A 15,674-nucleotide genomic window follows, 5' to 3' on the forward strand; every position below is an offset into this window, starting at 1 on the left:
GACTTGGCCGTATCCTTACAAGCTCCCAACAGTAATACGCACAACACGGCAAAGGCGCAATATTGAAGCAAGCCGGCCATGGATCTCCTTTTTGGGCTATAATAACATGAAAACTTAAATGGATGTGGTGTGCCAAAAATAATTGAGGAAACAGATTTAAATCTTAGTTTGCCCCTATCTGATTTTTTGCAGCTTCTCCTCCAACCGCCTAAAGGTTACACCGCTTACACTTTATTAGAAACACTTCAAATTGGTCAAGAGGGTTGCCTAGAAGTGCGTAAACTTGGCACTCATGCGGGCAAAATTCTTAAAATCAAAGCCTTAGCTCTTGCCTTTAATCAAGAGATTGATCTCATTTGTTTTAACTATACCCCTTACCATAGCAAGGCTTTTTCACAATCTCGCTATTTTGTCTATGGCAAAATCAGCGTAAATCCCTATTCTAAGAACCTCCAAATTGTTAATCCTACAAGAATCGATCAACCTCAAAGTATCGCCTTACATTTTAAACCAAATGCACGGCAAATCCCCGCCTTCAAAGAGCAAAAAACTAAGAATTATCAAGCGTTTTGTCTAAGTGTGATCCATGCTAATAGTCTTGCTAAACTGACACAAATAGGTATCCCTGCCAAAATCATAGATGCGTTAGAGAGGATTTTTTACCCCACTTTGGAATTCGTAGAGCAATTCAAAGCGCATAAGGGATTTTTTGGAATTTATCTACAAGCACTCAAGTATATAGAAGCTTTTGTTTATATGCGTGCCTTGAACACTAAGAAGTGGAGGTTTCAAAGCAAATTTAGCGGACATGCTAACTTAGAAACCCTGCAGAATTTTCTTACAGCCCTACCCTTTACTCTCACCTCAGATCAACAAAAAGCCATTGCAAACATCCAAACAGATATGCAAGGCGAAATGGCGACAAAAAGACTCATTATGGGTGATGTGGGATGTGGCAAAACAATCGTCATTCTAGCTAGCGTGGCTTTGACCTTCCCTTATAAAAGTCTTTTGATGGCTCCTACGAGTGTACTAGCCAAACAACTCTATCAAGAAGCTCTGAAATTTCTCCCCCCCTATATTAAGGTATCTCTTCTCTTGGGAGGCAACACATCTAAGAAAATTAGAGAAGAGGTGAATCAAAGCACTTTTATTGTTGGCACCACTACCTTACTATATGCCTCATTGGATACAAAAGAAGTGGGGCTTGTGATCAGCGATGAGCAACACCGCTTTGGAAGCAAGCAACGCCATGATTTGGAACTCTATGCGCGCTCAGAAATAGGGGGTTTGGTCTGTAGCCCGCATTATTTGCAGTTTTCAGCCACACCTATCCCACGCACTTTAGCCATGATGGAGGCGAAGTTTATTAAAACAACCTTGATTAAGAATAAGCCCTATGCAAAGGATATTGCTACAATTCTTATTGACAAGACTCATTTTCAAGCTCTCTTGCGCCACATCCACGCTCAGATCAATTCTAGTAAACAGGTCGCTATTATTTACCCTCTTGTTGAAGAGAGTGTGCGGCAAGATTATATGTCTCTTAGACAAGCAGAAAACTATTGGAAGACACATTTTGAGGGTGTGTATACCGCAAGTGGTAAAGATGCTAACAAAGAGGAAATCTTAGAAAGTTTTGCCAAAGAAGGACATATTCTGCTAGCTACAACCCTCATTGAAGTGGGGATTAGTTTACCTAAGCTCTCAACCATTGTCATTGTTGGGCCTGAACGCTTGGGGCTGGCCACTCTGCACCAGCTTAGAGGTCGTGTGGCAAGACTTGGAGGAAAAGGGTATTGTTTTCTATTCACTCATCATATTCACGACACTCGCTTGCGCGCTTTTAGTCAAACCCTAGATGGGTTTGAAATCGCCAATTTAGACCTTAAGCACCGGAGTGCAGGCGACCTTCTGCAAGGTACACAACAGAGCGGGGCGCATTTTGATTATTTGGATTTAGCCACCGATCAAGATGTGATCGCACAAGCGAGCATTTTATTTTAGATATGAACCTAAAGACTATTGTATTATCCATGTCTATTGTGCTATACTTAACTTTTCAAACTCTAGTTTATTGAGGAGCATATATGGATATTAGCATGCAAGGGAGCTATGCCAAACCCACTGAAGTGGGTCGCGTAGCTGAGTACGATTACTCCATCGCCCGCCTTTTCATTATCGCTATGATCGCCTTTGGTGTCGTTGGCATGGTGATTGGCGTTATTTTGGCTTTTCAATTGGCCTTTCCAAAGTTGAATTATATTTTGGGTGAATATGGCATCTTTGGGCGTTTACGCCCCTTGCATACTAATGGGGTAATCTATGGTTTCACTTTAGGAGGCATTTGGGCAAGTTGGTATTATATTGGACAAAGAGTCCTAAAAATTACCTACCACGATCATCCTTTCTTAAGAGCTGTGGGCTACTTGCATTTTTGGCTTTGGATTGTTGCTCTTGTGTTGGGTGTTTTGAGTCTGTTTGCAGGCATTACGCAGAGTAAGGAATACGCCGAATTGGCTTGGCCTTTGGATATTTTGGTCGTGATCGTGTGGGTGCTTTGGGGAATTAGCATGTTTGGGAGCATGGGTGTGCGCCGTGAAAATACCATTTATGTTTCTTTGTGGTATTACATTGCCACCTATGTGGGTATTGCTGTGCTTTACATTTTTAATAATCTTTCCATCCCAACTTATTTTGTTGCCAATATGGGAAGTCTTTGGCATTCTATTTCTCTTTATGCGGGTAGCAATGATGCTTTAGTGCAGTGGTGGTGGGGGCATAATGCTGTAGCCTTTGTTTTTACAAGTGGCGTGATTGGTACAATTTATTATTTTTTGCCCAAGGAAAGCGGACAGCCTATTTTTTCCTACAAATTGACTCTTTTCTCCTTTTGGAGTCTCATGTTTGTCTACATTTGGGCAGGCGGACACCACTTGATCTATTCCACCGTTCCTGATTGGGTACAAACCCTCTCTTCTGTTTTTTCTGTGATTTTGATCTTGCCCTCATGGGGGACAGCGATCAACATGCTTTTGACCTTGCGGGGGCAGTGGCATCAACTCAAGGAATCTCCTCTTATCAAATTCTTGGTTTTAGCTAGCACCTTTTACATGCTCTCTACCCTAGAAGGCTCTATCCAAGCGATCCGTTCAGTGAATGCGCTAGCTCACTTCACCGATTGGATTATTGGACATGTGCATGATGGTGTGCTAGGTTGGGTAGGTTTCTCCCTCATTGCTGCGGTTTACCACATGGTGCCCCGTGTTTTCAAAAGAGAAATTTACTGCGCCAAATTGATGGATATTCAGTTTTGGTTGATGACTTTGGGGATTGTGCTTTACTTCTCCTCAATGTGGGTAGCAGGTATCACGCAAGGAATGATGTGGCGCGATGTGGATCAGTATGGCAATTTGGTCTACCAGTTTATTGATACTGTGCGGGTGCTTATCCCTTACTATGTCATTCGTGGAATTGGAGGCAGTCTCTATCTTGTAGGCTTTTTCATCTTCCTATATAATGTGTTGATGACTATCCAAAAAGGACGCGTGCTTGAAAAAGAGTCTGCTTACGCCACCCCCATGCACGGCTGTAGCTCGCATTAAGGAGACCTCATGTTTAGTTTTTTAGAAAAAAACCCTTTTTTCTTTACTTTAGCATTCGTAGTTGCTTTTGCGATTGCGGGGATCGTAGAAATTCTGCCTAACTTTTTCAAATCAGCGCGCCCCATTGAGGGACTCAAACCCTACAGCGTTTTAGAGACAGCAGGTCGCCAAGTTTACATTCAAGAGGGATGTTACAATTGCCATTCTCAGCTCATTCGTCCTTTCCAAGCAGAAGTGCAACGCTATGGAGCTTATAGTTTAAGTGGAGAGTACGCCTATGATCGCCCCTTTTTGTGGGGGTCTAGGAGGATTGGCCCTGATTTACATCGTGTGGGTGATGTACGCACCACTGCATGGCATGAAAAACATATGTTTGATCCAACAAGTGTTGTACCCGGAAGTATCATGCCTGCATATAAACATCTCTTCAAAAAAGATAGCGATTTTGAAACGGCTTATGCTGAAGCCTATACAGAGAAAAAAGTCTTTGGCGTGCCCTATGATGCACCTAACGGAGTTAAGTTAGGAGATGTCAAAGAAGCTAAGGCGCGTTTTTTAGCCGAGGCTAAAGCCATTGTTGACAACATGCAAAACCCTCAAATTGCCGCGGCACTTAAAGAGGGAAAAGTCAAGGAAATCGTAGCTCTGATTGCCTATCTTAATAGCTTAGGTCAGGCTAGAATTGATTTTGCTGGGGCACATGCAGGTTTAGCCTCTTCTGCTTCAACACCTGCTAATGCTAACAAGGAGTGAATATGGATTTAGATGTGATTAGAGGGTTTGCCTATGCCTTTTTTACGATCCTTTTTACCATTTTTCTTTATGCCTACATTGTAAGCATGTATATCAAGGACAAAAAGGGCATTACTGATTACGAACGCTATAGCCAGTTGGCATTGCAAGATGAGTTACACGATACGCCCATTGAACCGCGTTCCTCCCTATTCCAACACAAAAGAGGCTAAATGGACATCCTAAAAGATCATATTAACTCGTTCGCACTGGTTGCAGCTCTTGTGATTTTGGTCGTAACTTTGAGCATCAGCTCTTCTTTATTTAAGGCGATGCGTGAGAAAACCAATGAGGGCGTACTTTACAACAATGGACATAAGTTTGATGGCATTGGTGAGTTTCTCAATAACATTCCTACAGGTTGGGTTGTGAGTTTTTTAGTGGCTATTACTTGGGGTGTGTGGTATATTTTTCTTGGTTACCCAGTATTTAGCTACTCTCAGATTGGCGAGTATAATAAAGAAGTTGCTCACTACAATGAGAATTTTGAAACTCGCTGGAAAAATCTTAGTAAAAAAGACCTTGAGCAAATGGGACAAGGGATTTTCTTGGTTCAATGTTCGCAGTGTCACGGATTAGAAGCAACAGGTTTGGACAATACGGCTAGGAATTTGGTCAAATGGGGCAAGGAGGAGGGAATTATGGAAGTCATTGCACAGGGTTCTGTGGGCTTAGGCTATCAAGCAGGAGAGATGCCTCCTCTTGAGATGTCTGCTGAAGACGCTAAGGCTGTGGCCAGTTTTGTAATGGCCAAAATTTCTGATTTAAAACATACAAAAAATCCCCAACTTATCCAAAAAGGTGCCACTATTTTTGCTAACACCTGTGTAGCCTGTCATGGCGTTGGTGGCAAGGGACAGGGGGGTATGGCAGCCGACCTGACTCATTATGGCACTCAAACCTTTTTAAAGGAGATTTTAGACAAGGGCAAAAAAGGACATATTGGAGAGATGCCCAGCTTCGCCTATAGACACTTCAATGATATACAAGTGAGTGCGCTAGCACACTATATTCAATCCTTGCAAGGAGAAGAGTAATGAATGGTTTGTTTGGTTTAAATGGAATCTTGGGTTGTTTAATAGTGGTTCTCATCCTCTTGGGTGTTGTAGGCTTCTTTGGTTTTCAGGCTGTTAAAATCCAACAGGTAGAGGCCACACACCCTTACCACCTCAATGCTGATAAAATTGAGATGTTTGAAAAAAATCACCAATTCTACCAAGTTAAGGAATAAATATGTTTACAGGGATGGAAAAACTGCTCGGCTTGTTTTTGTTCGCTTTATTTATTATTACCGTGGTGCTCTATTTCTTAAAACCAAGTTTTCTTTTTGCTGTCTGATGCCTAGAGGCAGGCGCATTCTTTTTGCGCTTCTTTGCGCCTTAAGTTGTCTAAAAGCCCAAGAGAGTTTCGTGCAGGATAATCGCGATCAGCATCTTGTGTCTAAAAGTGCGTCCTTGATAGAGCGTGTTTCTGACGAACTCTTAAAAAAGTCTGGGGTGCGCTTGGTGGTTTTTTTAGGAGGGGATCGATTGCAGACAAAACAAGAACGCTTGTCTTATCAACACACACGCCTACAAGATTTATCTGCACCCTATGTGGCTCTTTTTGCCTATTATCAGGCTAAAAAAATTGCCATCGTATCTAAGCCCGCAGATTTAATTGATATAGACGAGATTTTCTTTGAACGCATCGCTCCTTTTTTACCTAGAAAGTGGGAGGATGACATGGCTAAAAACAATGCTCGTTTTTCTTTTGCATTGCTCAATGGTTACACCTATATGGCCGATGCGCTTGCACAGAAGTATCATATACACCTAGAAAACAATATTCAGGAAGAGCGCGCGAATAGTTGGGTAAAAACCACGCTTTATGTATTGCTCTGTACCCTTTTAGCTCTGTTTTTCTATGGGTATTTTTTTGGAGTCAAAAGACATGGAGACTAAAGAAAAAAATTACTGGCCTTTGGGTATTTTAAGCGTGTTGCTTCTGGGGGTATTATTGGTAAGCGCGCTAGTAGTGGTGGCCATCAAGTACACACCTAAAAGCGACAATTCTTATTTAAGTCAGCACACTTATACGGATGCGCACATTAACACTATGATTGCCCATTACCGCGCTTTTCTACAAAATTACAATCTCACTCTACAAAGCACAGATCAGAGTCTCACCCCTCCATTTCCCTATTATCTCAACTCTAGTACCCCTCTTTTACATCTACATCTTAGAGCCAACAAAATGCGACTTGTCTTTGCAAAACTTCAAGAGACTACCCCACCTTTGAATGTTTCTGTGATACTGGTAGACATGGCAAAAGCACGCCCCCTTGAGCAACCTAAATGTTTAGAAGATCCTAAAGAGATCGTTTGCACACTCAATCCCTTCAACCTCCCTAGGGAGGGGAACTACAAAATTCTAGTTAGAGTAGGCTTTGACAAGGGTTACATTCCCCTCATTCAGCCCGTTTACGCGCGCGCTAAAAAGTAAAGGTGTAGTTGATATACCAAGAATAGAGTCTCCTGATATATAGCGTTCCTTCATTTTTAGTTCTTAGGAAAGGGTTGTTTTTGAGCATAGGGAATTTGATCCCTCCCTCTATACTGCTATGTTTTAGAATACGCAACCTGCCTCCAACGTTCAATAGATATTGAAAAGCCGTAGGTTTTTTATTGAGCCCTACATAAGTCAGAGCAAGGTCTTTAAAATCGGGTGTCGCCAAAAGCCAAGAATTGCCTGCAAGTTGCACACCCCCAAATACCCCTAAGGCAATCGCCTGATTATTAATGATATTAAAGATTAAATCCACTCCACCGCCATAGGTGAGCATGTTGGGTTCAACAGGTTTGTTGCTACCGACAAGTTGCTGCAAAATTCCCATAACATTAATCTGACAATTAGGCATGTTAAATTTAGGGGTGGGAACAGATGGGATACCACCTCCTACCTGAGGAATACCGGGAATATTCTTAGGCACACCTGCGGGAAAGCCGGGAATAGTAGCAAAAGTGAATGGGCTTCCACCTTGAAAATCACATTTAATTGGGTCGGGACTAGCCGTATTCTGACGACTGAATTGGATACCAGAGGTATGGGCGTAGTCAAAAAAACCATAGGCTTTTATGCCTATAAATCTACCCATGAAAAACTGATAGCCAAGCTGTAATCCAAAACCCTTCATAGGAGCCTCAACTTCGGTTGTTTGGCCTCCATCTTGCATACGCAACTGCGCCTTACCTTGTTGGTAGCCACCTCCGATGAAAATTCCACTTCCATCTGCAGCCCCCAAAAGAGAAGTCAAAAAAAGAGCAATTGGCGATTTAGTGCGCATGCTTAATCCTTTTTATTTAGATTTAAATTAAATAAATTTTTACTAAATCGGCCAATCGTTGCTAATTTTTAGTTTAAAAAATTAAACTTTAGAAGTCGCGCAAATAACTAATTTGAAATGCATATAAACGGCGCACATCTGCGCTTAGAGTTTCCCCCTGCGCATTGGTAAGACTAAAATAGCGATGCGTGATAGTGGGTACTTTGATACCTAATTCTACCCCATTATGTTTAGCAAATTGTGCCCGAAGAGCAAAATTAACAAGAAACTGGAAGTTAGCGGGGCTATAGCTAGAATTTTTATGCGTACTCGCATAACTTCGAAGGTCTTTTTGAATGGAGCTCGCCCAACTATCCCCTGCAAACTGAATCCCTAACGCCATACCAAAAATAAAACGCTTGTTGGTGTAAAAGTTATAGAGCATGTCTATCCCAACACCATAGGTATAAAGATTAGCATAGTATTGCCCGGCATAGCTATCTTTTTCTGTAAAAGTAGTGTTTCCAAATGCAAAAGGATTGTCGCTCGATCTAAGCACACCAAAACGACTATGGTTATAGTCAAAAAAGCCAAAATAACGCACACCGATATTGTGTTTTTTACCAAAGAGTTGCTTATACCCGATGGAAACCCCTGCACCCATCAAAGGAGGAAATTGCATAGTGGGGTTGACAACCCCACTAGAGCTAGCATAGTGTATCATATTGGCAATCGAGCTAGCTTGATAATTGAAGCCTGCAAAAAAACTCGAGTGTTCCCCAATCCAAGCATCTTTCTTGGCGGGGGCTTTTTTAGCAACTACCGCTGTGGGCTGTTTTGCGGTTTTTTTTTGTGCTTGTTCATGTCCATGCTCATGCTCCTCCTCATGGTCATGGTGTTCAAGCTCTTGCATTTTTTTGGCATCTTCAAGAAGCTGATCACCTCCGCTACTTCCGCTAGGAATACCTGTAAGAGGTGTATCTCCAAAACCTCTGATTCCCACAGCCCCTAAAGAATTAAGTGTCAATGCGCCTAGTGCTATGCTTTGCATCCATAGCAAACAAGGCCTGTAGAAATTGCTAAAAATCTCAGTCTCATGGTTATCCATGTGCGGAATCCTTGCTCAATTATTATTAATTGATAATATTATCATATTACTTAATACTTGCTAAAGTCTAAAAAAAAATTTTATTTTATTTTGTAATACTGAATATAAACATTAATTTAGTATTCTAAGTTATTCTATGTTAGAATGGACTAATTAATATTGCGCCTTTTGGGGGTTGCATGTTTTTTACTTTAAAAAGTTTCGGTCTGGCGTGTTTGGTGTTGCTTCCGTACGCTCTTTTTGGTTTGGATCGTCATGTTTTTGTACCTAGGACTAAAGCGCACCTTAGGGAACTTTTAAAAAATCCGAAAATCTCTCTTTCTAAGATCAACACTCGCTATATCAAAGACATGAGTTATCTATTTTGCTTACGAGCACCCTTAGAAAAGAAAGGAATCTGCACTCCTTATCGAGAAAATTTTTCTGGGATTGAAACTTGGGATGTGAGCCATGTGGAAAATATGGAGGGTATGTTTATGAATCAAGTGCGCTTTAATCGCTCCCTGAAACGCTGGAACACTAGCCATGTCAAAAATTTTAGCTACATGTTTGCCAATGCCACTAGCTTTAACCAACCCTTAAACTCTTGGAACACTTCTAGGGGTGTGGATTTTAGCTACATGTTTGCCAATGCCACTAGCTTTAACCAACCCTTAAACTCTTGGAACACTTCTAGGGGTGTGGATTTTAGCTACATGTTTTATCAAGCCAAAAGTTTCAACCAACCTCTTAACCGCTGGAATCGTTGGCAGCGCAACAATACCACCCCTCAAAAATTTAGCTACATGTTTGCCAATGCCACGCAGTTTAAACAGAATGTCCGCATGTGGAAAGATTTAGAAAATGCCCAAACACAGGGTATGTTTTTGGGTACAAAAGTTAAACCTCTTCCATCTCTCTCTCAAAATACACCTCCTAATCTTTTAAAATTCCTCCACTATCCCAAAAATAAACAAGAGCTCATCGCCCTTTTAAAAGACCCTACAATCCCCCTAGAAAGTATTAATACGGGTCTTATTGAGGACATGAGCTATCTTTTCTGCGACAAGGAAAGTATTTACACGCGCCTAAAACAACTTCCTATTAAAAATGGTTCTTTGTGGGCAACACGAGATAGCGAATATAACCAAATTTTGGAATTTTATAACCATTGTAGCACCTTAGAAAATCGCACAAATTTGGAGGGGATTGAGACTTGGGATGTGAGTCATGTTAAAAATATGGAAGCAATGTTTATGGGGCGTAAAGTGGAAGTCTCGCTCAATAACTGGGATACAAGCAGTGTTATCAATATGAAAGCAGCATTTGCCTTTACCACCTTCAACCAACCCTTGGATGCGTGGGAAATGCAACATGTGCAAGACAGCAGCTTCATGTTTTATGGTTCTCGAGACTTCAATCAATCTTTAAATGATTGGGATGTGAGCCACATTCAGAATATGAGCTACATGTTCAGCCTCACTTACCACTTTAATGGCAATATTACCGCATGGAAACCTATGAGTGCGACCAATCTACAGGGCATGTTTAAATACGCCACCGCATTTAATCAACCTATCGGCTCTTGGAATGTCAGTCATGTTAGTAATATGTCCTATCTTTTTTATGGGGCTTTTGTGTTTAACCAACCTCTCAATACTTGGAATGTGAGTCATGTAACTGACATGCAAAAAATGTTTTTTTACGCTAAAAGTTTTAATCAGGATATTTCTAATTGGAATATCCAAAAAGTTACCAACATGTACAAGATGTTTGCCTATGCTCAAAGTTTTAATCAAGATTTAAGTAGGTGGCATCTTGATCAGGCAAATGCGCAGTGCATGTTTTTCCATGCAAGTGGGATGAAAACCTTTGTTGCCACCTATAATCTAAACTGCACTTAACCTAGAGTTTGACACAAATTCAAAAAAGTTTCCATCGTATGCTTGGCTAGGGCGCGTGTCATTTTTGGATGGCATGGCAAAGAGAGAGTGGCCTTATAAAAATCTTGGGCTTGGGGCAAATGTATTGTTCCTAAGCGTTCCTGATAGAGCTTAAAGGTATGTATGGGTTTGTAGTGTACTTGCACGCCAATTTGTGCCTTCAATAAGCTCTCTAGGAGTGCAGATTTAGTGTCCCAAAGAGTAGGATTGAGTAAGACAGAGTAGAGGTGATTAGAACTTTTGATGTGGGAAGGTAAACTAGCATGAATAGAAGTAGCACACGAGCTATTTTCTAAAAGGCTGTCATAAAGGGCCGCAATTTCTTCACGCACAGCCACAAAACGATCGAGTTTAGAGAGTTGGCTCAAACCCAAAGCACTTTGAAGCTCGTTCATCCTAAAATTATAGCCATAGTCTAAAACCTCCACATTAAAACCTTCATTCCTAACCCCGTGCGATCTAAGTAACTTGAGTTGTTCATAAAGGGATTGACTATTTGTGGCGACTAAGCCTCCTTCAGCGGTTGTGATAGACTTAATAGCGTGCAGACTGAAAATAGTTGCATCAGCCAAAGAACCTATCTTTTGTTGCTTGTAACTCCCTCCTAAAGCATGAGAACTATCTGAAATAAAAAAAAGTTTGTGCTTTGCACAAAACTCTTTAATGGATTCCACTTCCACACTCTTACCTCCATAATCTACGCTAATGACAGCCTTAATTTTTTGGCGATCGGGACATAGATTGTATGTTTCTTCTAACAAACTAGGATCAAGGTTGCCATCTTTGCCAATATCACAAAATACGGGGGTCGCTTGACAAGCCAACAGCATATTAGTAGTGGCTACAAAGCTGATGGGTGTGGTGATAGCGTATGTATCGGAGAACCCTAAGGCCTTATAAGTCATAAATAGGGCTGAGGTTGCGCTATTGCAAGCGATCACATATTGTACCCCTAAGTAGCTAGCTAATGCACTTTCAAAAGCAGTTAATAAAGACCCCTGCGTCAGATGTGTGCTTTGCAAGGCGCGCGCCACAGCCTCTATGTCTTCTTGATCGATACACTGAGTGCTATAGGGATTCACAGACTTTCCTTTTAAACATCATAATTAAAGAGGTGATTTGAAAAATTTACCGGAAGCAGAAAGTTTTAAATCCAGTGGGTGAAAAACAAAAAGTCCCCGCATACGCGGGGAAAAATAAAACGATCTTAGTTGTTTTTACCACAACCACAACCGCCACTTTTATTGTGAGATTTATCGTGGTTGGTATTGCAACTATTGTTGTTATTATTGCTATTGTTCATAGTGTTCTCCTTTCTAAAAAATATCGGAAACTCAAGTTTCCATGCTCAGTATAACTAAAATTCTTTAATGCAAGTTTCTAAGATTTGCCTAACTTGTGCGTTATGTTGTAAAAATTCTTGATGTGCCTGTGGTCCAACATAGTTGCTCACACAAAAAACCCCCATACTAGGAATTTTAAATGCTTGCGCCACGCTGAGCACCGCGAAAAACTCCATATTTTCTAAATCGATACCAGCATGACACATCTGTTTAGCAAAGCTAGAATCGGTGTGGATGTAGTTACTAGAATTGAGTTTGGCACTAGGTAAGTCTTTAGATTCAAAAAGCGCGCTCTGCACCTCAAGGTAATTTTCTAGGGGCGTGTAACTTTGCGCTTTAGCAAAGCTTTGCTCAATTTGGTAAGCCTCTTTGCTCTTGAAGAGGTGCAAAAGGGGGACTTGTTTAGAATACGCTCCCGCACTGCCCACAAAAATTAACTCTGAAGGTCTCTCTAAAAGGCAAAGTCTAGTTAGACAAATTGTGCTCTCAATCAGTCCTACACCAATGCTTTTAGCTCCCGATAAACTTTCCATTTTGCCCGCACATACAAACATAAATGTCCCTTTAAGCAGTTCTTAGACTATTTTATACTAAAGTGCGCCCATAATGAAAGCCAAAGACGCTTCTCCACTTAAAAAAGCCTTTAAAGACCTCCAAAGAGACAATGTCAAGATCACTTTGGCGATTGTGTTCGTGGTATGTATTGCTGGCATGTCTTTAATTCTAGGGCATGCGCATGCACATCTTCCTCTGCTAGCTTTAGCAGCTGTGGTAGGGGGATATATGGCCATGAATATCGGAGCCAATGATGTCGCCAACAATGTAGGACCTTTAGTCGGTTCACAAGCGATTACCTTGAGCATGGCTATTTTATTGGCAGCTCTGTGTGAGGTTTTAGGGGCAGTACTTGCCGGATCAGATGTGGTGCAAAGCATCAAGGGCAAAATTATTAATCCTATGCATGTTCATGATGGCGTTGTTTTTGTGGGCATGATGCTCTCAGCCTTGCTTTCTGGGGCTATTTGGCTACATTTAGCTACAGCTATTGGTGCGCCCGTTTCTACCACACACTCTATTGTGGGCGGAGTGTTGGGCGCGGGTTTGATGGCTGGAGGTATGAGGGCTGTAGAATGGCATTTTTTAGGGGGAATTGTGGCAAGCTGGATCATCTCTCCGGTAATGGGGGGAGGTATTGCTATGGGTTTGCTTGCAGGAATTAAGCATGTCTTAAGTGATAAAGAAGATAAAAAGCAAGCCGCCTTGCATGTGATGCCTGTTTTAGTAGGTGTCATGGGTATGGCTTTCACTTGGTATATGTTTGCTAAGGTTTTAAATCAAAAATTGCCTTTCTCCATGCAGGGATGGCAGGATGTTCTTTTGAGTTTTTTTGTAGGTGTGCTTGTTTTTGGAATCTTTAAATCCTATGTGTCTAAAAAACTTCCTAATTTGGAAAATACTAGAGAAAGTATACACACTCTTTTTACTTACCCGCTTATTTTTGGTGCGGCGTTATTAAGCTTTGCACACGGAGCTAACGATGTCGCTAATGCCGTAGGACCTCTAGCTGCCATTGTGCAGAGTTTACAACAATGGGGACAACATGCCATTCCTACAAGCACTTATGCGCCTATTTGGATCATGCTTATTGGAGGGATGGGCATTGCTTTGGGCTTAAGTCTTTATGGGCCTAAACTCATTAAAACCGTGGGAAGTGAGATTACAGAGCTGGACAAAATGCAGGCTTTTTGTATCGCTATGGCTACGGTGATCACGGTGCTTTTTGCCTCTAAATTAGGCTTACCTGTTAGCTCAACCCATATTACGATTGGGGCGGTTTTTGGAGTGGGTTTTTTGCGCGAGATTTTACACAGACGCACCCTAGAGATGAAACAGATGATTTTAGATGCCCATGCGGGCGAGGATGCCAGTGTAATTAAAAATTTCTTAGAACGCTTTGAAAAGGCTAACCCTCAACAGAAAAAAGAGATGCTGGTTTACCTTAAAGCACTCAAGAAGAACAATAATACCCTAGAGTATTCCATAGGCCTAAGTAAAAAAGAACGAAAATCGCTCAAAAAAGCCTATAAAAGCGAGCTTGTCAAACGATCTGTTATTAAAAGGATTATTACAGCTTGGGTGGTAACCGTGCCTATTTCTACCTTGTTAGGAGCATTGGGGTATTATCTCATCGATGTCTTTGATATTGTGGGGCGACTTTGAAGTGAGCCCACACTCCACATTTTAAGGAGTTATCCTCTTGGGGTTATATGAACCGCTATTAATGCTTTTTTTAGCTTTTCTACTAGTTTTGCTAAACGCTTTCTTTGTGCTTTCTGAATTTGCTATTGTTAAGGTGCGCCGTTCTAAACTTGAAGAGCTCAGTTTGCACAACAATCAAAATGCCACTTTAGCACTCAAAATTAACGCTTCTCTTAACACTTATTTAAGTGCTACGCAGCTAGGAATTACGCTAGCATCTTTGGGTTTAGGTTGGTTAGGCGAACCAGCTATTGCGCATTTCATCACACTATTTTTAAGAAAGTGGGTTCATTTTGAGAGCTTATACATTGTCGTACATAGTATTAGTGTGATGATTGCCTTTAGCTTTATCACGCTTTTACATGTAATTTTAGGAGAAATTGTGCCCAAATCCATAGCCATCGTGCGATCGGAGAGTGTGGTTCTTTGGATTGCGCGCCCCTTACATGCTTTTTGGCTCATTTCCTATCCAATTGTGAATCTTTTTGATTTTTTGGCTAAAATCGTACTCAAGATTTTTGGCATTGAGTCCCAGCACGATAGTACACATTCTGAAGAGGAGCTAAAAATTATTGTGGGCGAAAGTCTTAAAGGTGGAGTGATCGATTTTGTGGAGGAGGAGATTATTAAGAATGCGGTGGATTTTTCTGACACCAGTGCTAGAGAGGTCATGACTCCTAGAAAGGACATGATATGCATTGATTTGAAGTGTGCCTACAAAGACAATATTCAAACCATGCTCAGAAACCCTTTTACGCGTTATCCCTGTTGTGAAGGTAATAAAGATAATGTTTTGGGGATGATTCATATTAAGGACATACTTTCGGCATCTTTGCTCGATTCAAAAGACACGCAGGATTTTAGGCATTTGCTTAAAGAGATGCTTATTGTTCCAGAGAGCGCGTCTATTTCTCAGATTTTGCTCAAAATGAACAACAAGCGGGTCTATACGGCTTTAGTTGTGGATGAATACGGAGGAACCTCCGGATTGCTGACTATGGATGACATTATTAAGGAGATCATGGGTAATATTTCAGATGCGCACGACTTGAACAAAGAGGGAATTAAGCGGTTAGATGAAAACACTTTTGAGTGTGATGGAATGGTGGATTTGGAAAATATGGCGGAATTACTTAGAATCAAGTTTGATCCTGATTATGAACAGGTTACTTTGGGGGGCTATGTCTTTAGCTTGTTGGAGCGCTTACCGGAAGTGGGGGATGTGGTCGGAGACGCGCATTGTATCTTTGAGGTGCTTGACATGGACAAAGCTCGCATTAAAAAACTTAAACTCATGAAGAAGAATCTGTAAGTGCGGTATTTAGTCGGAATTTTATATGC

At 41.3% G+C, this 15,674-nt stretch carries 15 protein-coding genes; 11 read left to right on the top strand and 4 right to left on the bottom strand.

Annotation, left to right across the window (positions count from 1 at the left end):
• Positions 1-129 precede the first annotated feature (129 nt).
• The 8 genes from recG to C6H00_RS00440 all read left to right on the top strand — a co-directional run bounded on the left by recG (position 130) and on the right by C6H00_RS00440 (position 6,881).
• Positions 130-2,007: an ATP-dependent DNA helicase RecG gene (gene recG, locus C6H00_RS00405; RefSeq protein ID WP_104749088.1), complete on the top strand. Its 1,878-nt coding sequence runs from the start codon at positions 130-132 to the stop codon at positions 2,005-2,007.
• A gap of 95 nt (positions 2,008-2,102) precedes the next feature.
• Entirely contained in the window at positions 2,103-3,605 is a 1,503-nt protein-coding gene (gene ccoN / locus C6H00_RS00410; RefSeq protein WP_104749229.1) for a cytochrome-c oxidase, cbb3-type subunit I, read from the top strand.
• 9 nt (positions 3,606-3,614) lie between these two features.
• The gene (gene ccoO, locus C6H00_RS00415; protein WP_104749089.1) at positions 3,615-4,358 is read left to right on the top strand and encodes a cytochrome-c oxidase, cbb3-type subunit II; all 744 of its coding nucleotides are present in this window, start codon (positions 3,615-3,617) and stop codon (positions 4,356-4,358) included.
• A gap of 2 nt (positions 4,359-4,360) precedes the next feature.
• Positions 4,361-4,570 (top strand): cytochrome c oxidase, cbb3-type, CcoQ subunit, encoded by a 210-nt coding sequence (locus C6H00_RS00420; RefSeq protein WP_104749090.1) that lies wholly within the window; start codon positions 4,361-4,363, stop codon positions 4,568-4,570.
• Positions 4,571-5,434: a cytochrome-c oxidase, cbb3-type subunit III gene (gene ccoP, locus C6H00_RS00425; protein ID WP_104749091.1), complete on the top strand. Its 864-nt coding sequence runs from the start codon at positions 4,571-4,573 to the stop codon at positions 5,432-5,434.
• Positions 5,434-5,628, top strand: coding sequence for a DUF4006 family protein (locus C6H00_RS00430; RefSeq protein ID WP_104749092.1), 195 nt, complete (start codon positions 5,434-5,436; stop codon positions 5,626-5,628). Before ccoP ends, C6H00_RS00430 begins: the two co-directional genes overlap by 1 nt.
• Positions 5,629-5,734: 106 nt before the next feature.
• Positions 5,735-6,340, top strand: a complete 606-nt coding sequence (locus tag C6H00_RS00435) for a hypothetical protein (protein WP_199769129.1) — start codon at positions 5,735-5,737, stop codon at positions 6,338-6,340.
• A complete protein-coding gene (locus C6H00_RS00440) occupies positions 6,330-6,881 on the top strand; it encodes a hypothetical protein (protein WP_104749093.1) in 552 nt (183 codons plus the stop codon). The genes C6H00_RS00435 and C6H00_RS00440 overlap by 11 nt, the downstream gene beginning before the upstream one ends.
• Here C6H00_RS00440 and C6H00_RS00445 read toward each other — a convergent pair.
• Positions 6,871-7,722, bottom strand: a complete 852-nt coding sequence (locus C6H00_RS00445) for an outer membrane protein (RefSeq protein ID WP_104749094.1) — start codon at positions 7,720-7,722, stop codon at positions 6,871-6,873. The two genes, C6H00_RS00440 and C6H00_RS00445, sit on opposite strands and share 11 nt — an antisense overlap.
• 88 nt (positions 7,723-7,810) lie before the next feature.
• Positions 7,811-8,485 carry an outer membrane protein gene (locus tag C6H00_RS00450; RefSeq protein WP_233704344.1) on the bottom strand — a complete coding sequence of 225 codons (675 nt, stop codon included), beginning with the start codon at positions 8,483-8,485 and terminating at the stop codon, positions 7,811-7,813.
• 503 nt (positions 8,486-8,988) lie between these two features.
• On the opposite strand from C6H00_RS00450, the gene C6H00_RS00455 reads away from it, so the two are divergent.
• Positions 8,989-10,692 carry a BspA family leucine-rich repeat surface protein gene (locus C6H00_RS00455; RefSeq protein WP_104749096.1) on the top strand — a complete coding sequence of 568 codons (1,704 nt, stop codon included), beginning with the start codon at positions 8,989-8,991 and terminating at the stop codon, positions 10,690-10,692.
• Here the strand turns inward: C6H00_RS00455 and pseC are convergent.
• Together pseC and C6H00_RS00465 are read right to left on the bottom strand one after the other, a co-directional pair.
• Positions 10,689-11,813, bottom strand: a complete 1,125-nt coding sequence (pseC, locus tag C6H00_RS00460; protein WP_104749097.1) for a UDP-4-amino-4,6-dideoxy-N-acetyl-beta-L-altrosamine transaminase — start codon at positions 11,811-11,813, stop codon at positions 10,689-10,691. The genes C6H00_RS00455 and pseC overlap by 4 nt on opposite strands.
• A gap of 275 nt (positions 11,814-12,088) precedes the next feature.
• The gene (locus tag C6H00_RS00465; protein WP_104749098.1) at positions 12,089-12,628 is read right to left on the bottom strand and encodes a phosphorylase family protein; all 540 of its coding nucleotides are present in this window, start codon (positions 12,626-12,628) and stop codon (positions 12,089-12,091) included.
• Between the two features lie 52 nt (positions 12,629-12,680).
• On the opposite strand from C6H00_RS00465, the gene C6H00_RS00470 reads away from it, so the two are divergent.
• Together C6H00_RS00470 and C6H00_RS00475 are read left to right on the top strand one after the other, a co-directional pair.
• Entirely contained in the window at positions 12,681-14,294 is a 1,614-nt protein-coding gene (locus C6H00_RS00470; RefSeq protein ID WP_104749099.1) for an inorganic phosphate transporter, read from the top strand.
• A gap of 61 nt (positions 14,295-14,355) precedes the next feature.
• Positions 14,356-15,645, top strand: coding sequence for a hemolysin family protein (locus tag C6H00_RS00475; protein WP_104749100.1), 1,290 nt, complete (start codon positions 14,356-14,358; stop codon positions 15,643-15,645).
• The last annotated feature ends 29 nt before the right edge of the window (positions 15,646-15,674 follow it).

It is taken from the genome of Helicobacter cynogastricus (assembly GCF_900197855.1).
In the GTDB taxonomy this organism is placed as follows: domain Bacteria; phylum Campylobacterota; class Campylobacteria; order Campylobacterales; family Helicobacteraceae; genus Helicobacter; species Helicobacter cynogastricus.